The sequence below is a fragment of the Leucothrix pacifica genome (genome assembly GCF_003172875.1).
Taxonomy (GTDB): Bacteria; Pseudomonadota; Gammaproteobacteria; order Thiotrichales; family Thiotrichaceae; genus Leucothrix; species Leucothrix pacifica.
Genome location: NZ_QGKM01000005.1, coordinates 202,052 through 225,989, shown reverse-complemented (window position 1 = coordinate 225,989; position 23,938 = coordinate 202,052). Strand labels below are relative to the sequence as shown.

Sequence of the window (23,938 nt, the reverse complement as noted above, 5' to 3'; positions counted from 1 at the left end):
TGGCAATTGCCTTAGTATGTTCCAGTTGTAAGCATTAATTAGTTAAGTGTTTTTACGAGAAAGCGACAGCAAGCTGATCGCTAGAACTAATGCTGGAGGCGAAAAAGCACTTACTATCGCAGAAACACCATAAACCACTCCCAACTGATTTAAAACCTTATTAATTAGAAAGAACGCTATCCCAGCGATAATTCCAATAAAAACCCGCTGTCCTGCACCACCCCCACGTTGCGACCCAAACAAAAACGGCATCGCCAACACCAGCATAACCAAGGCCGAGAGCGGGGCAGAAAACCTTTTCCAATAAGCCAGTTCAAACTTATCCGCGTTAAGATTATTTGAACGCTGATATTGTATCAGATCTGACAGTTCTGCGATGGATAATTGTTCGGGTTTGACAGACGCTATGCCTATGAATGTTGGATTTATAAGATCAGGATCAATGTCCTTCTCGATAAATGCTTTCGTTACCCCTTCATCACTAAAAGTACTTTTGCTCAGTGAATTAACTTCCCATCCTTCCGCGACTTTATGAATCGTCTCAATATGAGTTTGCGACTCCAAGCTGCTGTAATTCTCCTTAATGGTGTAGATATTGACATCAGTCAGCTTTTCTTCGGACCAAACTTGTCCAATATGAATAATGCGATTCTTATCCTTAACCCAGAGGCTTGCACCGCTGACCATCACCACATTCTTATTGCTTAATGATGATTTAAAGTTGCGCCCAGCTAAGTCAGATTTAGGAACGACATATTCACCAAAGAAAAAGATACCTAATACAATAAATAAGCCTAATTTCAGCACTGAGAAGATAATATTACCGATTGAAATACCCGCGGCTCGCATCGCGATAAACTCAGAGTTCGCAGCAAGGTTACCGAGTCCTAGTAATGTGCCGAGCAGCATGGCAGTTGGAAATAACTCATAAAGCCTGCTTGGGATGGAGTAGCTCAGATAGAGTAGTGCTTGCAGACTACTATAATTTTCATTAACGTCTCCGGACTCACTGATAAAGTCAAAAAAGATTACAAGAATGGTGAGCGCGAACCAAGCCATGAGTAGTCCGCTTAGTGTTGACTTCCAGAGATAGCGATCCAGAATATTCATCGCAAGCCTCCATATCGTCGCCAAACCATCACTAAAGCGACCAAAACGAACGGAATATGCACCCACCAGAGACCTAACATGCCGGGGATTTTCTCATCTTCCAGCATTGATTTACCGGTAATCAACAGGTTAGCGTAAATCGCATACAGTAATATTCCGATAGCCAACTTGCCAAAGCGCCCTTGTCTGGGAGTGGTATAGCTTAATGGAAATGCTAACAGTGCCATGATTGGCGCTGATAGGATGATGCCGAACCGCCAATGAAGCTCAGCTTGCTCCTCAATATCGGTAGACTTGAATAATGATAATGTCGGTTCGGCACTCAGCTTTTGACTAGTGTTTGTTGCCAGAGATGGCACACGGATGCCATGCTCCGAGAATGTAAAAACGGTAAAAGAATCATCGGACTTTTTTTGATCGTAACGACTGCCGTTATTAATCTGAAGCACCCGTTCGCCACTGCCCTTATCGATAAACAAAAGGGCTTGCTCAGCCATCATTACCTGAGTTTCATTATCATTTTCTGTCTGCATGAAGAATTTCTTCATTACGACATTTTTTTCGTCTAATGTTTCAACAAAAATAGTGAAGCTTCGGTTGCCAGAACGGCTGTGCATAAACTCACCAACCGGAATGCCAGATGCTTCTGGTCTTTGCTTTATTTCATTGGTGATATTTTGTCGCGATGATTCAAGTAAGGGGAGGGTGTGTAATACAAGCACGGACAGTAAGACAGTCAGTGGAAAGAGTAGTAGGAATATGGCTTTAAAAAACTGTCCCGGGCCTACTCCCGAGGCGTGTAATGCGGAGACTTCGTTGTCGCGATACATCCGTCCGAAAGCCAGCATCATCCCAATCAACAGTGCGATTGGGGCAAGTTGAATTGCGCCCTTTACGGATCCAATAAATACCAAAACCGCTAAAGCATCACTTGGCAATTGACCGGAACTGACATCACCGAGCAGGCGTGCGACGGTGTTGCCAACAATGATCAATAATAAGATCAACAAGGTAGCAATAAATGCCTGAAGGATTTCTTTGATCAGGTAACGGTTAAGTATCATTAAATGAGGTCAGCGTTGCATGGCGCTATTGATAAATATCGACACCATCGATTTTGCAGCCTTTATAGCGCTTATGTGTCCACAAGTATTGATCAGGATAGGCTAGTATTTGCTGCTCGACAATCTTGTTTGTGCGAATTGTATCATCATTAATATCATCCCCCGGAAAATTTTCTAAAGCCTGCATGATATGTAATGTATAGCCTGGACGTGGATCAGCCTCACTGCGTGTGCAAAAAATAGGAATGACTAAGGCATTCGAGAGTTTTGCAAGTCGAGGGGTGGCAGGGTTGGTCGGTGCGTCTACCCCAAAGAAGGGAGTCATAATGTGGTTCTTGCCACGAAAGTTTTGATCTGGTGCATACCAGACAGCAATCCCTTGCTTGAGCACTCTGATCATATCTTTAATACTGTCTTTGGCAATGGTTCTTCCAAAGCGTGCTTCACGTCGTTTAATGCTTATATGGTTGAGTAATGCATTTTGATGTGGGCGAAATACAAAGCAGGAATCAAGACGATCAGCGATGATACTCCCACTGACCTCAAGGCTGGTGAAGTGACTACTCAGAAAAATAATTGGACGGTTTTTAGATAACGCATTCTCAAGGTTTTCGAGCCCCTCGATGTGCGATAATGGTCGTAATGCTTCACTGCGACCCCACCAGCTAAAAGAAGCGTCGAAGAGTCCTTTGCCTAGCGACACAAAATGAGCTTTACATAGAGACTCGTGTTCGGACTCAGATTTCTCAGGAAACGCAATTCTCAGATTGGTAAGGCAAACCTTGCGGCGTTTAACTAGGAGTGCGTGAAGTAATGAGCCAATGCTTCCACCGACTCGCATTTGCCAACGCCAGGGAAGTTGGCTACTTAGCCATAAAAAGCCAATGCCAATCCAGCTAAGCCAGTATTTCGGGTGTAGGTACTGAGTCATAAATAAGAAGCAGTTAAAACGACTCCAAAGCATACACCTTCAGATCGGCTAACTCTATCTTAATACGGGGCCAATATTAAAGCCCCATACTCTTCATGCGCGTGTAATCGGCCATAATTTTCTTCACGTAATGTTGCGTTTCTCTGTAAGGAGGGATGCCGCCATAACGTTCAACCTTTCCGGGGCCTGCATTGTAGGCTGCTAACGCATACTTTTTGTTGCCCTTAAAGCGCTTTAGCATGCGGGATAAGTACATCACGCCGCCATGGATATTTTGTTCCGGATTCCATGGGTTCTTAATCTTCAGGTAGGAAGCGGTAGCAGGCATCAATTGCATGAGGCCGATAGCGCCAGCACGCGATAAAGCCTTTTCATTAAAGCATGACTCCTGCTTCACTACGGAATAAATCAACGCTTCTTCGACACCGTACTTGGCAGCATAAGACCGGATGATATTCTTGTAAGCCTTTTGTTGCTTTGAAATGAAAGCGGTGTTGCCACATTGGAAAACATTTGCTTTTGAGGTAGCGCTCTTTTTTGTGGTCTTAGCAAGCTTTGGTTTAGTCACAGCCTTCTTTTTGGCTGGCTTTGACTTGCTACGCGTTTTGTAGGTTTTGACCAAACGATAATGTTTATTATGTATTCGCTTGTCCGTCAGGATTCGCTCACCATTAGCGCCATGATATGCATAGACATCTGCATTGACAGTGCTTGTTAAGTAAATATTACAGAAAACCAGTCCAAACAGACCCGATAAAAAAGGGAGAGATAATTTCATGAGTCACTGACACGTTCGCACTCTGGTTAGCCACAGAATAGCAGGGGGCTGTTGAGTTCGTAGAAGTGCAAACTTCCTATATAAGTTTTTATTATTGTCTGGATTAAACCAGAGTCGTATGTACTCTGAGCTTATGCTGTCGGTCGACTTTTGACCAGTACCAATAGACGAATGGCTCTGTCTCTGAATTAGTGCCGTTGCTCCGTTTACCCCTAGAAGAACGGCCCTTGGTCAACTATTCTGCGGACGTGGCTAGTGTTGCGACACCGCTAGCCTGTCAAGCTTGTGGATACTCATATGGATTTGATGTCTGCAATCCCCCTGGGGGGCATCTTCGGATGTCCCCTCTTTTCTTTGGGATAGTAAGTTCTCAGTGAAGGATACCCGGAATTGCTAATGTGAATGGTTTGATTTCGGCATTAAATGTGTGGCCATCATCCGCAATCATTTGGTAAGTTCCCTGCATTGAACCCACCTTAGTTTCAATCATCGTGCCACTGGTATAACTAAAAGACTCACCTTCTTTCAGGTGCGGCTGCTCACCGATAACGCCTTTGCCTTTGACCTCCTGAACCCGATTCTCCGCATCGGTAATTATCCAATGCCTAGACAAAAGCTTTGCTGGTTCAGAACCATGATTTTCGACCGTAATCGTATAGGCAAAGACAAACCTGTCATTGTCTTCATCAGACTCTGAGGGTAGATATTCCGTCTTTACGTGAACACGGATGTCGTATTGTTTTATTTCAGTCATAGCTGTGAAGTATAATACGTTTCAATGAATAATTTTAACTTTTCAACTGTTGGTAAAATCAACTCCTGCTTTAAGGAAAAATTTACTATTCCTCGTCAACCGGGGTTAGTGCCTGCAGCAACCGCAGAACTCATTTTACTTGATAATTACTCAATTCCGGAAATTGTCCGTGGTCTTGAGGGCTTTTCTCACATATGGATCATTTTTGCTTTCCATGCGGTACCAATAGGGCAATGGAAACCGACAGTCAGACCGCCACGTCTGGGAGGTAATCAACGGACAGGTGTCTTTGCCACGCGATCTACGCATAGACCAAATCCAATTGGCCTGTCAGTGGTGCGCTTATCAGACATAAAGATTAGCGAGGGGCAGGTGTCATTAGTACTCGATGGCTGCGATTTATTGGATGGTACTCCGGTGTTAGATATCAAACCTTACATTCCCTATGTGGACAGTATTTCGGATGCATCAGGCGGGTTTGCTGACACGCCACCTAATGCAAAATACAAAGTTTGTTTCACTTTGCAGGCTGCCAGAGAGTGCGAATTATCATCAATCAGGCTTGCCCGAGATGTTGAGGAGCTGATTCGTCAAATATTAGCACTAGACCCTCGTCCTTCCTACCATTCCGCTCAACAAGGCGATAGGATATATGCCACTCATCTGTGTGATTTTAACTTACGTTGGCGGTACTTAGCAGATGATATTGTCGAAGTTATCGAGTTATCAATCAAGGAAGAATGAATAATGAGATTTGCCCGTGCTAGTCTTGTGTTTGGGTATTTGTCCACTGCGATCATCGTCATGTCTATTGCGATTTCGGTGAATGCTGATGAGGACAACTTACCAGCACCTGCGCTAGCGATTGAGCATAGGGTCGTCGAAGATGTGCCGATGGACTCATTGCCTGAGTCTCTGATTGCCTTGTTAAGCAAGAATAAAGTCCCCGCTGATAACCTGAGTATCTATGTGCGTGATCTGAATTCGAAGCAGCCGCTGCTGGAGCATAATGTTGATATCATGCGTTCACCGGCATCAACTGTGAAGCTTATTACGACCTTTGCAGCATTAAAGCAGTTAGGGCCAAACTATGCCTGGCGAACAGAGGCATGGCATCGTGGAGATATTGAAAACGGCATATTAAAGGGTGATCTGATCCTCAAGGGGCATGGTGATCCGTTTATGGTCTACGAACGGTATTGGAAGTTTGTTCATGAGCTGCATGACAAAGGGCTGAGAGAAATTACAGGGAATGTAATCATAGATAACAGCTACTATGACTTACCGGATCACGATAATGATGCATTCGATGGTCAAGGTTTCCGGGTGTACAATGCGGGTGCGTCTCCGTTAATGTTTAACTTTCAGGCGACCCGGTTGATGATTAAACCGCCTGAGGATGAGGCTGCAACATTGGCGGATATCATTCCTTTTCCTCCATCATCTGCTCTGACTATCGATAATCAAGTCGCGTTAGTGAAAGGACGGTGTAAACGCCAGCACGGACGCCCGAAACTTAGCTGGAGTCCGGAAAAGCAATTGATCGTCAAAGGACAGTTCTCGGTGAGCTGTAAACCCCGATATCTTATGCGTAATTTGTCTGATCCTACTCAGCACGCTTTTGATGCATTCAAACATTTTTGGACAGAACTAGGTGGCAAATTACACGGTGGATTAAAAGCTGGTCAAGTAAATGGAGATGACGAACTTTTTCATTCGTACAGCTCACCAACACTAGGTGAACAAATCCGCTTAATCAATAAATGGAGTAATAACGTGATGACTCGTCAGCTATTACTCACAATCGGGGCTAATCGCTTCGGTGCACCGGCAACGCTAGACAAAGGTCGGGACGCAGTTCTCGAAACTTTAAAAAAACAAGGTGTTGATACGACCAATATGGTGGTGGATAACGGTTCCGGCTTGTCGAGAAAAGCGAGAGTTTCTGCACGACAAATGTCACAATTGCTGGAAGTCGCCTATCGGGATGCTTATATGCCTGAGTTTATGTCATCAATGTCCTTGCCGGGGCTGGATGGGACATTGGCTTCTCGTTTTAAAAGTGATGATCAAAAAGGCCGGAGTCACTTAAAAACAGGTACGTTGAATAGCGTCACTGCAATTGCGGGTTATATGTTGAATCGTAAAGGAAGGCGTTTAGTCATTGTGGTACAGCACAATGGTTCCCGTGCTACGTCGGCACGGGGCGGAAAAATTCAAGACGAAATATTACGCTGGGCTTTCGAGCAGTAGGCTAGAAGTACCGGTAGATTAAGGGGTTGAACCTAATGGCAGTATCTAAACAGACACTCAGTTGTCTTATAACAGGTGTGCTACTTTATTGTGCCAGCACAATCAGTGTGTCCGCGGCAGATGACGCACCACTAGCAAAACTGACCATTTCAGGCGTAAGTGGTGAGCTAAAAGCAGCGCTTGAAAAGCATTTACCGGTGAGTCAGCCTGAGTGTAATGCCGCTAAGTCTGAGGTGACAGATTACTTTCAATCTCTCAAAACGAGTTTGCGTAAAGGTGCGCGAGCACTGGGCTATTATGATGCTGAATTTACGTCCGGTGGTAAGGAGGTCAACAATTGCTGGGAAATGACACTGGGGATTGATCCGGGACAGCCAGTTAGGGTAGTGAGTCAATTTATTGAAGTTAAAGGCCAGGGTTCTAATGAGACTCGCTTCCGCCAAGTGATGCAATCACCTCCTTATCAGCAAGGCGATATTCTGAATCATCAGTTATACGATGATTTTAAAACCCAATTAACTGAAACAGCCGAAACACTCGGCTATCTTGATGCTGTTTATGAGCAAAAAACAGTCACAGTAGACCCAGTGGCTTATCAGGCTCGTGTAAATTTGGTTCTGAACACGGGGCCTCGATACACCTTTGGCGATATCACTGTTGAGCAAGATGTGCTGGGTGATGATCTGATTACACGTTTTATCAAAATAAAACCGGGTACACCGTTCAGTACTGAGCGCGTGATTGATCAGCAGCAGTCATTTCAGCGCAGTGGGTATTACTCACTGGTTGAAGTCAATGTTGATATTAAAAATGCCAAGAACCAACAAATACCAGTAACTATCAAACTTACACGGGCGAAACGAGACAGATATCGCTATAAGGTTGGTTATGGTACCGACACGGGGCCACGTGTTAGGGCCGAATTACAACGACGATGGACCGGAGATAAAGGACGAAAAATCGAAGCCTCTGCCCAATGGGCGCAGACGTTGTCAGAGGTTAAATTTGAGCTGATTGAGCCAAGAGAGAATCCGGACTACGACAATCTGGCTTATATCATAGACTGGACATATGACACTTCAAATGATGTCGATAGTATGTCTTTTGAGTTTGGTGCGGATTACACCCGAAAGGTGGATTCGGGCTGGGAGCAAGGCTTATTTATTAATACCTTGATTGATCGCACGACAGCTGACGGTGGTGAGCCAGATAATTCAATCTTGACGTTAGTCGGTGGGCGTCTTTCCAAAACTCAAACGAACAATGAAAACTTTGCAACTTCTGGTTGGAATATCAAGCTTAAGGGGCAGGGTGCAGTTGATAATCTACTCAGTGATCAGAGTGTTGCTCAGCTTGAAGTAAATACAAAGTATATTTTCCCTGTTGGAAAAGGTCGTTTGGTTAATCGCTTGGATGTGGGAGTGACAAACGCAGGTAGTCTTGAAGATTTACCTAAGAAGCTACGTTTCTTCGCTGGTGGTGGCGCGAGTGTTCGTGGGTATGATTATGAGTCGATCGGTGAAGAGAATAGTGCTGGTTCTATTATCGGTGGTAAAAATCTGCTGGTAGGCTCGGTTGAGTATGAGCACCCGATAAAAGATGAGTGGAGTGCCGCTGTATTCCTTGATGCAGGTGATGCTTTCGATGATTGGGGAAATATGGACCTGCAATACGGTGTCGGTGGTGGCATCCGTTATCGATCACCAATCGGCCCGGTGCGGGTCGATATTGGCTTTCCTGACGGTAAGTTTGGGGACGCTACTTTTCATTTAAGTGTTGGTCCTGATTTGTGAAGACGCCTGTTAGCGATTATCTGTTTTCGCCTCTGGTCTGGATTCAGATAATAATTCTTTTCTTACTCCTCACCTTGCTCGCGCTGGTGCTAACTCCTTTGGGGCCATTGTTAGGAGCGTGGGCGGCTAATACTTTTGTTAAAGAGTTAACCATTGAGGGAGTCAGCGGGAGTTTGCTGAGCCGCATTGATGTGGATAAAGTAGAGTGGCGCTCTGGTGACGTAACAACACTTAACAAAATCAGCCTTGAGCCTGGACGGCCTGATTTCAGTACTAATTTATTGCCAATCGAAGCGCTCTCTGTTGAGTCACTCATCATCGACCTTGCTGCAACTGACAATCCACGTAAGCGTGGTGAGTTGGTTGATATTGGCGACTTTGGCACATCTCCGGTTAACTTATTGATTGAGTCCGGCAAACTAGCGCAGTTTATCGTTAAGGAGCAGGATGAAAACCTTTTTCAGTTAGATGATGTCGTGCTGGATGGCACTGCGGTAACCGACGATAAGTTGTTACTTAAAGACGTGTCAGCCGACATGCAGATGGAGCCGAATGCCATTTCGCTCACGATCTCTGAAGCAACTATGGACATGCTAGCGCCGCATGAGATAAATCTTAAGGCATCATTTGATTGGCAGCACCCTGATATTGGTGACATTAAAGGTGCACTAGTCGCCGATGGCTTACTGCAATCATACGTGCTGAATGCAGACGGCGACATTCTTCACTCCGAACTGGGCACACAAAGCTTTGGTTTAGAGGCAAAGGGCGATTTTGATTTTCTGGATATCGAGGTCTTGACTCTGGGAGGAGATAGTGGAAGTCTGAAAGCGGATGGTGAAATTGCGTGGGTTCCGAATTTATCAGTTGATCTTGACTTGATTGCCAGTAATTTAAAAACGGCTCAGTTTGTGCCGGAGTGGCCAGCGGATCTCACCGGAGAGTTGAGTCTGAAAGCCAGCGAGCAAAATGGTAAATTGCGCGGTGGACTAGATATTGAATCGCTCAATGGCACCTTACGAGGATACCCACTGACCGGAAGCGGGCAAGTATCCATGTTGAATGATGAGTTGATCTTTGATCAACTGGAGTTCAAGTCTTCTAATAACGTCCTCAAAGTTGACGGAAGAGGCAGTGAGCCATTTGATCTGAACTGGGATATCAGAGGAAACGATTTATCCAGCATTGCACCGGGACTAGCAGGTCGGGTTAGTGCCAGAGGCGCATTGACCGGAACAATGGATCTACCGATTATCAACGGAAAGCTAGATACCACTCGCCTCTCATTTCAGGGCAATAAACTCAACGCCGGAAATCTGGAAATTAAAACAGTTGACGGTCAATTCCAAGTGGACGGTCGTTTACAAGGTTTGACGGTCAATGGTGAGCGTGTGCGCAATGCAACCCTTAGTGGAAAAGGGGATGTTGATAAGCATAGCTTATCAATAACAGCAGACCATACTCAGGCCAAAGTCAGTGCGGCGGTTGATGGTGAGTGGGATGGTCAACGTTGGAGCGGAACACTACAGGACGTCAATATTAATGATCGCACGTTTGGTCAGTGGGCGTTAAAACAGCCTGCGAATGTGACGGTATCAACCGCAGGGGTTGTGGCGGATGAATTGTGCTTAGTAGGTGCCGATGGCTCTGCGTGTTCCGCGTTGAACTATACACAGCAAGATGGTTTTAGTACTCAAGGTCAATTAGTGAATGCACCACTTCAGGTGTTGAATCCATTAATTCCTGCCGGAATTACTGTTAATGGGCGCGTCGGTGGCGACTACGCCGTCACGCTTAACCCTGACCTCAAAGGTCGAGCTGAGCTCAATTTTAGTGCGGGTGAAGTGAATGTCTCTCAGGACGGTAAAACTCAGCGTATTGCTTACACTGGTGGAGTCCTTAAGGCAGATGTGAATGGCAATGATATTAAGGCCGAGACTCGTTTCAATCTGGTAGGTGACGGACTCATCAATGCCAAAGCTGACCTACAGCTATCGCCTGATGATGGGAAGCATCAGATTGACGCTGAGGGCGAGTTTAAGTCGATCCCACTTGCCTTGGGGCAAAAGTTTTTGCCTCCCGAAATTGGCTTAAGCGGGTTGGCTAGTGGTTCATTTAGCGCCAAGCAAATTGGTGATGACCGCAGCGGGAAACTATTACTAAACAGTCGCAATATGGACTTTGTCTATTCCGACCAAACAGCAGGTCCACAGCGCTACCAATTTAATCAAGTGAATGTTGATGCAACCTTGCAAGGCGATCAACTTCAGGCAGATACACAACTGAGCTTAGTCACAGGTGGAAGCTTGGATGCACGGGCGACCGTTGATTTATCGCAGCCTGACATAATGAAGTCAGTCGTGGCTGAAGGTGAGGTTAAATCAATGCCACTCGCACTCGCTCGCCCCTATCTTCCTAGTGAGTTCGATATGGGAGGTTTGGTCAGTGGGGAGTTTAATATCCGCCAGGATGCAGGCGTACCGGTTGGGCAAGTTGATTTAGTCGCGAGTAATGGCTTCTTTGACTACAAGCCTGAAGGCGAGCGTGCCCAGCAATACGCTTATAATGCCGCAAAAATTCAGGCCAATATTCGCGGCGATGATATCGATGGAAATGTCGATCTTGATTTGAAAAATGGTGGTCGCTTGAATGCAAGTGCCACAGTGGACCTCAGCAATCCTGATCTAACAAAATCCATCGCTGCGGAAGGGAAACTTGAAGCAGTCCCGCTTGCTATGGTGCGGCCGTATTTGCCAAAAGAATTTGATCTTGATGGTACGGTGAGTGGTAATTTTAAGGTTCAGCAAGAGGGTGGTCAGCCGGTGGGTGAGGTGGACCTACTGGCTAGCAATGGCTTCTTTAAGTATCAACCCAGTGGTGAGCAAGCCCAGCAATATGCTTATAACTCCGCAAAAATTCAGGGGAGTATCCGGGGCGATAATATCGATGGAAATGTCGATTTTGATTTAAAAGACGGTGGTCGTTTTAATGGCCGCGCCACGGTTGATCTCAGCAATCCGGATATGATGAAAGCGGTGAATGCTGAGGGTAAGATTGAGTCTATGCCATTGGCATTACTTCGACCTTATCTGCCTAAAGAGATTGATGTTGATGGCTTGATTAGCGGTGAATACAGCGTTAGTCAACAAGCTGGTGAGCCTGTAGGGCGAGTCAATCTAATCAGTAATGGTGGACGCTTCTCATACAAAGAGGAGGGCGCTGCAGAGCAACGTTATCAGTATCGAACGGCTCAGGTTCAGGCAACGGTTCAGGGTGATAAATTACTGGCTGATGTGGGCTTAGAACTTAGCGATGGTGGTATCCTGAACACCAAGTCGAGTGCTGATATATCTTCATTTGATAAAGACCCCATATTTACTGCGCAAGGTACTGTTAGGGATATGCCGATGGCGCTTGCCAAAGCCTATCTGCCAGAAGGGTTAGTGTTAAACGGTCGAATTAATGGTGAATATGATGTTGAACAAAATGGCAAACTAAAAGGCAAGGTCAAACTCACACTGCCAGCCAGCTCATTAAGCTATGACGACGGTACTAATCCAGCGCAGTCTTACCGGTACCGTAGCGCTGAAGTTATCGCTGATATTGACGGCGATAAAGTTGCAACGGATATTAAGTTCGCATTGATGGATGGTGGGTCATTCAGTACCAAGGGCCGTCTGGATTTATCGCAAGCGAATAACTTGTTTGCCTTTGAAGGTGAGGGCAGTTTCGATGCGTTTCCACTGTCACTCGCTCAGCCATATCTTCCCGTGCCGATGACGTTTAAAGGAGTAGCTCAAGGTAGCTATCAGCTCAGTCAGACAGGAGGACAGCAAGGTAAACTGCAACTGACGCTACCCGCCAGTAGTTTTACGATCGATACGGGTGACGGAGAAACGCAGACTTTCGAGTATGAAACCAGCCAGCTCAACGCAACGGTTAATGGTAAATCCATAGTGGCTGATACGCGTATTGCGCTCAAAGATGGTGGTGTTATCGATGGTAATGCCAACATTGTTCTTGGCGCTAGTGCAGCATCCCATCGTATTAACGTCGAAGGGAAGTTGGTATCGGTTCCTCTGGCTTTGTTGGAGCCCTATGTTTCTGAAGACTTTGCTTTTCCGGGACAAGTGAATGGCACTTATAAGCTGAGTCAGAATGGCGGAAAGCTGGCGGGGAATGTGAATCTCAGTCTGCCCAATAGCTACTTTGTGATTGAAACAGCTTCCGGCGATAAAAAGGCATTTGCGTACGAGCAAGGTATCTTGAATACCACGATCGATGGCGACCGAATTAATGTAGATAGTAACCTCACCTTTAAAGGCAAGGGTGATATGAGTGCACGGGCGCAAATTGTCCTGAGAGAGAACGGTGAGCCGAGTATAAACGGGGTAGCAGAAGTAGATATCCCTAATATCTATTGGGCACAGCCTTATGTTCCGTATAGTCGGGGCTTGAGGGGTAAGGTTGTCGGGAAGGTTAGCTTTGCTGGTATCGTCTCCAAGCCTCGCGTAACAGGACAAATTTCTATGTCTGATGGTTATTTGCGATTACCGCAAGTGGGTACAGAGCTGTCAGACATCAACCTCAGCATTCAGGCGAATCAAGCGAATCAGGCAACGATTGTTGGTAGTATCAACTCTGGTGGCGGGGTTATCAAAGCTAACGGAAGTTTGTCGATCAATGATGTGAAAAACTGGACGGCTAAGCTTAGTCTGACAGGTGACAATATCAAGTTTGTCGACACTCATGAGGCAACAGCCTATATGAGTCCGAACCTACAAATCGATGCTAATCCGCAAGCAGTGGTTATTCGCGGAACTATTGACATCCCCACAGCTGATATCAACCTCAAAGATTTGCCTGAGTTCAGTATTGATGAGTCTGAGGATGTGATAGTTATTGGTGAAAGAGCGCCGGGTGAATCGATCACTGCCGTTCGTCTGCAGCCTAACATTCAGGTGAGGCTGGGTAATAATGTTCGGTTTAAAGGATTTGGTTTCCGTACACGACTAGTGGGTGGTGTTCGTGTTACGAATAGTCGAAATACTATTGTGACTAACGGGTCCATGTACATTCTTGAGGGGCGTTATGAAGCGTATGGACAAGACCTTAAAATTGATAATGGCCGATTAGTCTTCAACGGGCCACCTAAAAATGTGGGTGTTGATGTACGTGCGATCCGCGAGGTTGATAGTGGTGAGGTGGGAATTCACCTTACTGGCACAATGCAAAAGCTCAAGTCCTCTATTTTCTCTGATCCTGTGATGCAGGAAACAGAGGCACTAAGTTACCTAATCACAGGTCAAAGCCTGACCTCAGCAACAGGACGTGAAACTGCCTTACTGATGCAGGCAGTTCGCGGCTTAGGCATTGACGGAAGTGAAGGGTTGATTTCGCGACTTGGTAAGTCACTGGGTTTGGATGATCTAAGTATTGTGACGCAGGAAGACTTCAGAGAGAGTGAGTTGCAGCTCGGAAAGAAGCTAGGCTCAAAACTTTATGTGCGTTATCTGGTCGGACTATTTGACTCTGCTCATCGCATTGCGGTGGACTACAAGATTAACAAGTATCTTAATATTGAAGCTCAGGTCGGTGAGGAGCAGAGTCTGGATCTGATATACGAATACGAAAAAGACTGAGGTTAAGCGGGACGAACAATGGGGAGGCCTGATTGTCCCCATGAGATAATGCCGCCACGTAAATTGATTGCTTTAATGCCCGCTTGTTGCTCTAAAAACATGCAAGCCTGAGCAGAACGCTGACCACTGCGGCAGTAAATAATATTGGTCACATCATTTGAAATGTCGTCAATATTGAGTGGTACGGTATGAAGAGGCATAAACTCGCCACCTTCGATAATGCCTTGCTTGTATTCCATATCTGAACGAACATCAATCAGCCGGATTTTCTCATCGCTTGCCAGTCGGTTGTATAACTCTGGGGCATCGATTTCTTCGATCATGGACATGCTGTTTACCTGTTAAATGATTGGCTGAGATGTTATCGCTGGGTATTGGGCTAGTCAACAGCCCTTATGGCTAAGGTTTACTAAAGATTAATGCGCTAGTGCTAAGGAATGTATTAACTTAACATTGTATGACACAAACGAGGTTTCATGCTTTGAACATTAAAACGCTTATTGCGACAGCTTGCCTTGGACTTTTTATAGGCGTGCAAGCCGAACTTAATCTGGAGATACCGGATACTCTAACCACCGTCAATGGTGGTAGTGCGGTCCAGAGTATGCCGGTTAATTTCAGTAGTGTTGGTTTGAAGCGCTTACGTAGCGTCAGGCGGCGCTCAACCACTGTGGAAGATCCTGAATTAAACGCATGGATTCGTGGATTGGGGCGCAAGCTGCAAGCACAAACCAGCTATGCCAATCGACCGTTCTATTTTGTGATTGTCAAAGATAATGATGTTAACGCGTATGCTACTCAGGGTGGTCTTATTGTGATTAACTCAGGGCTGATTTTGCGATCAAGCTCGGAAAGTGAGTTGGCTGCGGTCATGGCACATGAGGTTGCTCACATAACACAACAACATATAGAGCGCATGATTGCCAACAGTGAGCGGAATGTTTTTGGAAATACCGCTGCGGTGGTTGCCGGATTGTTAGTCGGGTCAAAAGATCCAGCTGCTGGGCAGGCAATTGTTGCATCAGCGTTAGCAGTGGACGCTCATCGTGGCTTATCATTTAGTCGCTCCGCTGAAACAGAGGCTGACCGCGAGGGCTTGAGAATCTTAGCCAACGCGCGCTTTGATCCGAACGGAATGACTCGCTTTTTGCGTAAACTAAATGATGGTGTGGATCCTCGTTACGCTGACATCAGCCAGTATTTAACAAGTCATCCTTTATCATCTCAGCGTGTAAATGATGTGGGCCAGCTAGCGTTACGTTATGGTAAATATCAGGGAAAAGAAAATATCAGTTATGCCTATATGCAGGAAAAACTGAGGGTATTGACCCGATCTGCTACATCAGGTGGCAAGCCAACGACAATGGTCAGGCGTTATGGGCAGGCTATGCAGGCTTTCCAGCAAGGAAATGCTACTCAAGCTACTCGTCTGTTAGCTGCGAATACTCAGCAAGTTCCTGAAGCATCATTACTTGCGAAGAGTTATGTGCAGCTAAGGCAGTATCAGAAAGCTTTACAGATTCTACAGCCTTTAGTGCAGCGCTATCCTGCGGAGGAGAGCCTTATTCTGCCATATGCGGATGCTCTGATTGGTTTAAAACGCACGGCAGAAGCCTGGCAAGTCATGGGTAGAATTCCGTTAACTGAGCAAACCAGTCTTGAGTTCCTGGAGTCCAGGCAAGAAATTGCACAGCTTGCCGGTAAGTTAGGGCAGGCTTATTTATCTATTGCTGAACGGAATATACGCATCGGAGAGTACCGTCATGCTTTGATCCAATTGGATCAGGCGTTAAAAGTTCAGAACAATACTCCTTACGAAAGGCAGCAAATGCAGCAAGCCATTTATCGGGCAAAACGCTTTAAAAAATAGTAGTTATACTTAAATTAATGGCGTCTTAGCTCTATCATACCTCGCACGGGATATATTGATGGTGGTATCAAATCCGCTATTCTAAAGTGGGTATTTTTGAAGACTGGCGTACATATTCTGTATACTACGACAGTCCATAAAAATAACGAACTGGAGGAAACAACATAATGCTTAACATACGACGTATGTTGTCTGTAGCTGCTGTATTTGGTGTCTTGTTAGTGCCAATGGCTGCTGTTGCGGATGATGCTAAGATGATAGAAGAAGGAAAGAAAATTTCCTTCGATACGAAGAAAGGTAATTGCCTGGCTTGCCACATGATTATGGGCGGTGAAATGCCCGGTAATATTGGCCCCCCTCTTATCGCAATGAAAGCTCGCTTCCCGGATGTGGCGAAACTAAGAGCACAAATTGCAGACTCTCGTGAAATGAACCCTAATACGATAATGCCTCCGTTCGGTGCGCACGGTATTTTGACGGACGACGAAATTGATAAAGTCGTGGCGTATATTCACACTCTATAAGTTAAATTGATTAAAGGATGACAAGAATGAAGCGTAGAACGTTTTTGAAAAACACCTTAGTCGCTAGCGCAACCGGTACTGCCTTAGGCACCGCTCTGGTAGCACCAGGGGTAGCGGTTGCGGATTCACATGCTGAAAAAGCTGACCCATTCCAGGCCTCAAGTTTTGATGATGCACTTAAGGCGGCAGGTATCTCAGGCGTTGAAGAAAGCGACAAGATTGCTATAACGGCACCTGAGATAGCTGAAAACGGTGCGGTTGTTCCCATCGGTGTTGCTTCGGATATTGAAGGCACTGAAGAAATCACCATTCTGATTGCTGAGAACCCAACACCTTATGCGGCAAAGTTCACAATGGGTGAAGGCTCCAATGCACTCGTTAAGTGTCGTTTCAAGATGGGTAAAACCTCAGATGTAATTGGTATCGCTAAAGTGGGTGATAAGTATTACAGTGGTAAGCGGTCAGTTAAAGTAACACTGGGCGGTTGTGGCGGTTAAAGGAGATTGAAATGGCTAGTAAGTATAAAACACGTCTGAAGGTTAAAGAGAAAAAGGGTATCGTCAATGTGAAGGCGCTGATCTCACATCCGATGTTGACAGGCCTGACTAAAGACAAAAATGGCGACAAAATACCTGCTCATTACATTAATGAAGTGGTCGTGACTGCGAATGATAAAGTAGTTATGACAGCAAATTGGGGTGGGGCAGTTTCAAAAGATCCTTACATCTCATTTGATTATGCAGGTGCGTCCGGTGATGCTGTTAAGCTATCATGGACAGATAATCAGGGTAATAAAGGTGATGCTGAGAAGAAGGTAAAGTAATCGCCTGTAATAGACACTGAGGAGGTTGTTTATGAAAAAACATGTAATTACAGCAATTGCATTGCTTACGTTTGGAGCAGGAACACTATTGAGTTCAGCTGCAAATGCTTCACCGATGGAAGACCAGAAGTCGTTTCAGGAATTTTTTAAGAAGCGTTTTAAAGATACTGAGTTTTCAGATTATAAGAATGGCATTTACTCCATTCACCCGGAATCGCGTAAGCAATGGGAAGAAATCGAAGATTTCCCTCCTTATGAGATTGCCGTTGAGCGTGGTGAAGAGCTTTGGAATACAGCATTCACAAATGGTAAGACATATGCTGACTGTTTCGGCGAAGATGTCACGGCTGTTCGTGCCAAATATCCACATTATGACGCTGAGAATGACACTATTGCTACCTTAGAAGACGATATTAATAAATGTCGTACCGCAAATGGTGAAAAGCCGTTTGGCTGGAAGAAAGGAGCGATTGCAGACTTGTCTTCTTATATCGCTTATGAAGGACGTGATGCTCCTGTCAATGTGAAATTACCTGAGTCTGAGAAAGAGATTGCATGGTATGAGAAAGGAAAGACGTTCTTTTATGCTAAACGCGGTCAGTTGAATATGGCGTGTGCAGATTGCCACGTTTATTATTCTGGTCGTATGGCACGCTCTGAGACATTAAGTCCGGCATTAGGTCATCCAACCCATTTCCCCGTGTATCGTTCTAAGTGGGGCAACATGGGTACATTACACCGTCGATATGCTGGTTGTAATGAGAATATTCGTGCTAAGGGCTTTAAAGCTCAAAGTGATGAGTACAAAGCTTTGGAGTATTTCCAAACGTTCATGTCAAACGGATTGGCATTTAATGGCCCCGGTGCACGTAAGTAAACAGTGCATATGACAGGCACAAAAAAACCCGGCTAGTACCGGGTTTTTTTGTGGGTGGTCAATTTACTCGTCTACATCTCTTCCCATATCTGTGTAGTAATCAAAATTGATGAAGACTCCATCTTCTTCAGACGGGTTAATGAATTTATACAAACGATTTATAAGACGCTCAAGCGTCGTTTTCATCGTTTCATTATCCTCTGCGAGCGCAAAGTCGATGTCTAACCCTTGGCTATAGTAAAAGTCGCTCTTAGCATATGTAGACGTGCTGACAGTTACGAGAGCCGCGAAAAGTAATGGCCTTAGTTGTTTCATGGTGTATCCCCCCGGGTGCCCAAATCCTCACTAGCAATAACGGGCGCATACCAGATATTTATTGCCACTGAGATAACTGCTTTATACCATGCTTTAACATGGTGCAAAATCGTTAGCAATGAAACTGGCCAATAATCGTACTAAATTAGACTTGCGGTAAGTTTTATGACAACGAAATATTTCTATATTCCGCAACCACTGGTGCGTGATCAGAAGGCCGTTCCCAGGTACGCGGAACTTTATCAACATAGCAAGCCGTACATTGTTCAGCGAGCAAGTAGCTTGACAGAATCAGATCAATGCGTAAGCCTTTATTGTTTTCCAGACCACCGCTTCGATAGTCCCACCAGCTCCAGATCTCATCGTCTTGCTCAAACATTCTAAAAGAGTCAACAAAGCCAAGATCAAGTAGTTTTTTCAACGCATTTCGTTCAGGGGTAGAGCAAAGAATTTTCTCATGCCATGACTTTGGGTTGTGCACATCACGATCGGTTGGCGCGATATTGAAATCACCAAGAATAATGAACTTTTTATGTTTATCCAGCTGAGACTCAACCCATGCGGTAACTTTTTCTAACCAATCCAGTTTGTAGGCAAACTTTTCAGAACCTACCTCAGACCCGTTAACAACATACAGGTCGAGTACCTGAATATCTCCAATCTGTGCAGCAACGATGCGTCGTTGCGGATCTTCAAGGCCCGGTAGATCAAACAATACATTTTCAGCAGCAACTTTACTGAGTATAGCTACGCCGTTATATGTCTTCTGCCCGCTATAAACGACGTCATATCCAGCAGCTCTAATCTCTTCTGCCGGGAACTGATCATCCGTCATCTTGGTTTCCTGAAGGACTAGAATATCGGGTTGGGCTGACTCCAGCCATTGCAAAACATGACCGAGCCGTACTCTTAATGAGTTAACATTCCAACTGGCAATCTTCATGCCGCATCCTCAGTTAAGCCGTTATGACGTAATAAAGCATCTACGCTTGGCTCACGGCCCCTGAACGCCACGAACGATTCCATAGCAGGGCGTGAGCCACCTTGTTGCAGAACGTGGCTAAGGAAGTCATTACCGACTTCGGGTGAGAATAAACCTTCTTCTTCAAAACGTGCAAAGGCGTCAGCGGATAATACTTCTGCCCATTTGTAGCTGTAGTATCCGGCAGCATAGCCACCTGCAAAAATATGGGTAAAACCATTCTGAAAGCGGTTTGACTCTGGTGCCGGTACCACGGAAACTTGCTGGCGCGTATCATTAAGAACTTGTTGGATTTGCTCAGGTGTTTCAATGGAGGTATCCATATGAATACGTAAATCAAATAGAGAAAACTCAAGTTGTCTGACCATTGCCATTGCACTTTGAAAGTGTTGTGCGGCTTTGATTTTTTCGAATAACTCGTCAGGCATTTTTTCACCTGTTTCGTAGTGTGCAGTGATTAAATCAAGACCTTCACGTTGCCAGCACCAGTTTTCCATGAATTGACTGGGTAGCTCTACCGCATCCCATTCCACGCCGCTAATGCCGGAAATACCTAAGTAATCCACTTCAGTGAGCATGTGATGTAAGCCGTGTCCAAATTCATGGAACAGTGTAATCACTTCATCATGTGTAAATAAGGCTGGTTTGTCGCCAGTCGGAGATGAAGAGTTACATGTCATAAAGGCTACCGGAATTTGTAAACCCTCATCGCTACGGAAACGGCCACAGCAGTCCGCCATCCATGCCCCGCCACGTTTGTGTTGACGCGCATAGAGATCAAGATAGAACTGTGCTTGTACATCGCCGTCTTTATTCAGAATTTCATAAAACCGCACATCAGGATGCCAGGTGTCGAAGTCGGTTTTTTGCTTAATCTTAATGTTGTAAAGCGATTCGACAAGTTCAAAGAGACCTTTCAGTACATGATCTGCCGGAAAATAGGGTTTAAGGTCCTCGCTACTGAAGTTGAATAGTTTTTGTTTTAATTTGTCACTGGCATAGCCGACATCCCATGCTTTTAACTCGCTAATACCTAGCTCTGCTTTTGCAAACTCAGTTAGCTCCGCGAACTCACGGACTGCGTGTGGATGCGATTTTTCTGCTAGCTCCTCAAGGAATGTAATAATTTGCTGCGGAGACTCCGCCATCTTTACATCAACTGAGTAGTCGGCGTAATGTTTGAAACCTAATAACTGAGCTTCTTCCTGACGTAGTTTGAGAATCTCAGCCATCGTTTGACTGTTATCAAAACTGGTATTGTCAGCTTGGTCAGAGGCGCGTGTGGTAAAGGCAGTGTAGACCTTTTCACGGAGCGCTCTATCATCCGCATACGTCATAACAGCATGAAAAGACGGGAATTCCAGTGTTAGCAGCCAACCATCCATATCACGTTGTTTAGCACTCTGCGCGGCAGCGTTTAGCGCACTTTCAGGCATGCCTTTTAGTGCGTCGATATCGCTAATTTGCAATGTCCAGTCTGTTGTCGCATCTAAAACATTATCAGAGAACTTCGAAGACAATTGCGATAGTGTTTGATTGATTTCCTTAAAGCGTGCCTGATTCTCTTCGTCCAGATCGATGCCAGAACGTTTAAAGTCTAGCAGCGCATCATTCAGGTTCTTACGTTGAGCGTTATTTAAGCTAAGCTCATCCTGTCGGTCCTGAATCGACTGCATGGCTTTAAAGAAGTCTTTATTCTGGCCCATTTCAGAACTGTACTCACTCAGCTTTGGGAGGCAGTTGTTGTAAGCATCCCGCAACTCTGGAGTATTCACGACCGCATTCATATGACTTACCGGAGACCAGATGCGACTGAGGCGGTTTTCAGCCTTTTCCAAGGGTTGAATGAAGTTCTCCCATGTTGGGCTTGTTGTGTCGGCTATAAGGTTCTTCAGCAGTTCACGATTTTCCTTTAAGCAAAGGTCCAGCGCTGGTTCTACATCACTGGCAGAGATTTTACTGAAAGCAGGAAGCGTTGATGTGTCTAGTAGATAATTTTTCATATGCAGGCGTTATTCGCTGTCGTTATTTAGTGGTTCTAATGATAATGCTTTTTAAACAGACATGGGATAAAACCTACAGAACAGCATGAAAAAAGCCTCCAGAGTGTGGAGGCTTGATTGATCTGTAATATAAAGCTGAGCTTATGGCGCTGCGCTACAGGCACCGATACCATATGGGCTGTAATAGTTTGGTGGCTGACCTTCACTGGTCATATCAGAATTCAGCGCGTGTAACGTCATTTCGATTTTTTCTATGTACTCTGTACCATTGACAGATACTTGCGCTGTGATTTCAACGGTCTCCCACCATGCATGGTTCTGAGGGTAGGTAATGTTGGCTATCAACTGCCCGGCCTCATCAGTTGTACCACTGCCTGTGATGGTTGTTGAGTGAGTCGGCTCAAGTGTGCCGCTGTTGTTAAAGTCCTCTCCTACATCCAGTTGACCATCATCATCTAAATCTTCTGAAGGGCAGACAGGGTCGTCACTGTTTTTATTCCAGGCAACTCCGTCAAAATAAAGCACACCCTTTGAGTACTGTGTTGGTTTAACCGTAAAGTCTACTTGCTTACCCGAGACAGGATTTCCGGCATTATCAGTGACGATAACCCCCAGAGCCTTGGTATAGAATGGTGGGTTCTCTGCAAGAACTTCATCATGACCAAAGACAATGCGTGTCGCTTTACCGCCAACTGTCAGGCTAGTTGTGTCGGTAATAGTTGAAGAACCTTCAATATGTGACGTGATAACAACACCATCTTTAGCACTGGTTGTTTTACCGGCTGTATAAACCACACTTGCCTGACCTGATGAGTCGGTCTCTGCTTTAGAGCTACTCAGCGTTCCGTCTACCGTATCATTCAAATTAAAGACAACAACTTGGTTCTTTACAGGGTTATCATTGATATCCCGGACCTGAGCTTGAATCGTGCTTGTTCCTAGCGATGCGATCAGCGATGGATCTGCCTGAATATTCATATAATGCGGTTCGGTCGCAACATATTCCAAAGGCAGGCTTGTCGTTAAGTAAGTGGTGTTGTCGGTCGCTGTGACAACGGTTCCGCCCGCTGTTGGTGATTCTATTTCAAAGCTGGCATTACCATTTGAATCTGTGACTACTTGTCCACTGCTGACGCCACCGACTGTAATACTGCCGCGAGTAGCACTCAGGTGAATTGTTTTGCCAACCTGAGGCACACCGTCTGCAGTCCAGGATAATACGATGGTTTGTCTGGTATTCACGGGTATCTCATCAATGGATGCGTTGAGATTAAACGCATTTGGAGAAACATTAATTGTCTTGTGAGTCGTTGAGCCTAGTGCATCCGCTTGAATCGAGTATGAACCACCTGTACTTGGTTGAAGCTCAAATTGGGCTTCACCTTCACTGTCTGTTGTTAGTGTTTGGTTGATCAGGTCTGAGCTGATAGTAACAACTTCGAGTGGCAGGCCATTACCTGCTGCATCCTTAAGTTTAACGGTGTATGTGGTTGGCTTGTCCATCGAAATACTTTCAGCACCGTCAATTTGAATGCTAGTGCCCGTAACATCGATACTTAGTGTTTCGGTAATATCGCCGGTGGTTACACTCACATTAACTGTCTGATTACGTGGCTCACCCGGCACTAAGCGCCAGGTTGTGAGTATGCCATCTTCACTAACAGTACCGGGGAATAGGGTGGCGTCATTATCGACAGATGGACTAAAGGTCACACCGCTTAATGCAATGTTATTCGAATCCTTCGCCATCATATAAATAGTGACAGGTTCAGAACCTTCTGTACTGTCATCGGCATCAGCATCACTCAACAATGTGCGTGAGCTGGCATAAACGATGAGTGAAGCAACTTCAGGCTGAGCGCTGGCATCGTCAGTGGTCGTGTCATCAGTCGTTGAATCATCGGTCGTTGTATCATCAGCTGATGTGTCGGTCGTCGTTTCTTCTGTGGTCGTGTCTGTGCTTGAGCCAAACCCAATGCCATGACTATTGTTGCTTGTGTCTGAACCGCCGCAGGCCGCTAGCGCCAAAGATATCGCGAGCGGGAGTGCTAATTTGAGTGTTGTTTGTGTCAGGGACATAAGTCTAACCCTTATCTTTATTATTGTTATCGGGGATATGTTTATAATGTTTCAAAAACTATATCACCGAAGCAGACATCTGGCACAGATTGGCTGGATAAGTGGTTTAGCAACAGATTAGAGGTAGAAATTATCAGGCA

General features: G+C 45.4%; 19 protein-coding genes. 9 read left to right on the top strand and 10 right to left on the bottom strand.

Going from position 1 to position 23,938, the window contains the following annotated elements; translation table 11 throughout:
- Positions 1–42: 42 nt before the first annotated feature.
- From lptG to apaG, 5 genes are all read right to left on the bottom strand, one after another.
- Positions 43–1,110 carry an LPS export ABC transporter permease LptG gene (gene lptG / locus DKW60_RS03475; protein ID WP_109836266.1) on the bottom strand — a complete coding sequence of 356 codons (1,068 nt, stop codon included), beginning with the start codon at positions 1,108–1,110 and terminating at the stop codon, positions 43–45.
- The gene (gene lptF / locus DKW60_RS03470) at positions 1,107–2,174 is read right to left on the bottom strand and encodes an LPS export ABC transporter permease LptF (RefSeq protein WP_109836265.1); all 1,068 of its coding nucleotides are present in this window, start codon (positions 2,172–2,174) and stop codon (positions 1,107–1,109) included. Before lptF ends, lptG begins: the two co-directional genes overlap by 4 nt.
- Before the next feature lie 25 nt (positions 2,175–2,199).
- Positions 2,200–3,105, bottom strand: coding sequence for a lysophospholipid acyltransferase family protein (locus DKW60_RS03465; RefSeq protein WP_181389571.1), 906 nt, complete (start codon positions 3,103–3,105; stop codon positions 2,200–2,202).
- A 76-nt stretch (positions 3,106–3,181) separates the two neighbouring features.
- On the bottom strand, positions 3,182–3,883 hold the full coding sequence (locus DKW60_RS03460) for a lytic transglycosylase domain-containing protein (RefSeq protein WP_109836263.1): 702 nt from the start codon (positions 3,881–3,883) through the stop codon (positions 3,182–3,184).
- A gap of 370 nt (positions 3,884–4,253) precedes the next feature.
- Positions 4,254–4,637: a Co2+/Mg2+ efflux protein ApaG gene (gene apaG, locus DKW60_RS03455; protein WP_109836262.1), complete on the bottom strand. Its 384-nt coding sequence runs from the start codon at positions 4,635–4,637 to the stop codon at positions 4,254–4,256.
- Between the two features lie 24 nt (positions 4,638–4,661).
- Between apaG and tsaA the strand changes: the two genes are divergently transcribed.
- The 4 genes from tsaA to DKW60_RS03435 are packed head-to-tail and all read left to right on the top strand — an operon-like array spanning position 4,662 to position 14,325.
- Complete coding sequence (gene tsaA, locus DKW60_RS03450) at positions 4,662–5,381, top strand: tRNA (N6-threonylcarbamoyladenosine(37)-N6)-methyltransferase TrmO (protein WP_109836261.1); 720 nt, start codon at positions 4,662–4,664, stop codon at positions 5,379–5,381.
- Positions 5,382–5,384: 3 nt separating this feature from the next.
- Positions 5,385–6,890, top strand: coding sequence for a D-alanyl-D-alanine carboxypeptidase/D-alanyl-D-alanine endopeptidase (gene dacB / locus DKW60_RS03445; protein WP_109836260.1), 1,506 nt, complete (start codon positions 5,385–5,387; stop codon positions 6,888–6,890).
- Between the two features lie 35 nt (positions 6,891–6,925).
- The gene (locus DKW60_RS03440) at positions 6,926–8,683 is read left to right on the top strand and encodes an autotransporter assembly complex protein TamA (RefSeq protein WP_109836259.1); all 1,758 of its coding nucleotides are present in this window, start codon (positions 6,926–6,928) and stop codon (positions 8,681–8,683) included.
- Positions 8,680–14,325: a translocation/assembly module TamB domain-containing protein gene (locus tag DKW60_RS03435; protein ID WP_109836258.1), complete on the top strand. Its 5,646-nt coding sequence runs from the start codon at positions 8,680–8,682 to the stop codon at positions 14,323–14,325. Before DKW60_RS03440 ends, DKW60_RS03435 begins: the two co-directional genes overlap by 4 nt.
- A gap of 2 nt (positions 14,326–14,327) precedes the next feature.
- On the opposite strand, the gene DKW60_RS03430 is transcribed toward DKW60_RS03435, so the two are convergent.
- Positions 14,328–14,654 (bottom strand): rhodanese-like domain-containing protein, encoded by a 327-nt coding sequence (locus tag DKW60_RS03430; RefSeq protein WP_109836257.1) that lies wholly within the window; start codon positions 14,652–14,654, stop codon positions 14,328–14,330.
- Positions 14,655–14,806: 152 nt separating this feature from the next.
- On the opposite strand from DKW60_RS03430, the gene DKW60_RS03425 reads away from it, so the two are divergent.
- From DKW60_RS03425 to soxA, 5 genes are all read left to right on the top strand, one after another.
- Positions 14,807–16,195, top strand: a complete 1,389-nt coding sequence (locus DKW60_RS03425; protein WP_181389570.1) for a M48 family metalloprotease — start codon at positions 14,807–14,809, stop codon at positions 16,193–16,195.
- Between the two features lie 167 nt (positions 16,196–16,362).
- The gene (gene soxX / locus DKW60_RS03420; RefSeq protein ID WP_109836255.1) at positions 16,363–16,719 is read left to right on the top strand and encodes a sulfur oxidation c-type cytochrome SoxX; all 357 of its coding nucleotides are present in this window, start codon (positions 16,363–16,365) and stop codon (positions 16,717–16,719) included.
- A gap of 26 nt (positions 16,720–16,745) precedes the next feature.
- Complete coding sequence (gene soxY, locus DKW60_RS03415) at positions 16,746–17,216, top strand: thiosulfate oxidation carrier protein SoxY (protein ID WP_109836254.1); 471 nt, start codon at positions 16,746–16,748, stop codon at positions 17,214–17,216.
- An 11-nt stretch (positions 17,217–17,227) separates the two neighbouring features.
- On the top strand, positions 17,228–17,542 hold the full coding sequence (soxZ, locus tag DKW60_RS03410) for a thiosulfate oxidation carrier complex protein SoxZ (protein WP_109836253.1): 315 nt from the start codon (positions 17,228–17,230) through the stop codon (positions 17,540–17,542).
- A gap of 31 nt (positions 17,543–17,573) precedes the next feature.
- On the top strand, positions 17,574–18,419 hold the full coding sequence (gene soxA / locus DKW60_RS03405; protein ID WP_109836252.1) for a sulfur oxidation c-type cytochrome SoxA: 846 nt from the start codon (positions 17,574–17,576) through the stop codon (positions 18,417–18,419).
- Positions 18,420–18,482: 63 nt separating this feature from the next.
- On the opposite strand, the gene DKW60_RS03400 is transcribed toward soxA, so the two are convergent.
- The 4 genes from DKW60_RS03400 to DKW60_RS03385 form a co-directional block, all read right to left on the bottom strand.
- Positions 18,483–18,734, bottom strand: a complete 252-nt coding sequence (locus DKW60_RS03400) for a hypothetical protein (RefSeq protein WP_109836251.1) — start codon at positions 18,732–18,734, stop codon at positions 18,483–18,485.
- A gap of 163 nt (positions 18,735–18,897) precedes the next feature.
- Positions 18,898–19,677, bottom strand: coding sequence for an exodeoxyribonuclease III (xth, locus tag DKW60_RS03395; RefSeq protein ID WP_109836250.1), 780 nt, complete (start codon positions 19,675–19,677; stop codon positions 18,898–18,900).
- A complete protein-coding gene (locus tag DKW60_RS03390; RefSeq protein WP_109836249.1) occupies positions 19,674–21,719 on the bottom strand; it encodes a M3 family metallopeptidase in 2,046 nt (681 codons plus the stop codon). The genes xth and DKW60_RS03390 overlap by 4 nt, the downstream gene beginning before the upstream one ends.
- Positions 21,720–21,860: 141 nt before the next feature.
- Positions 21,861–23,798, bottom strand: a complete 1,938-nt coding sequence (locus DKW60_RS03385; RefSeq protein WP_109836248.1) for an Ig-like domain-containing protein — start codon at positions 23,796–23,798, stop codon at positions 21,861–21,863.
- Positions 23,799–23,938: the final 140 nt, after the last annotated feature.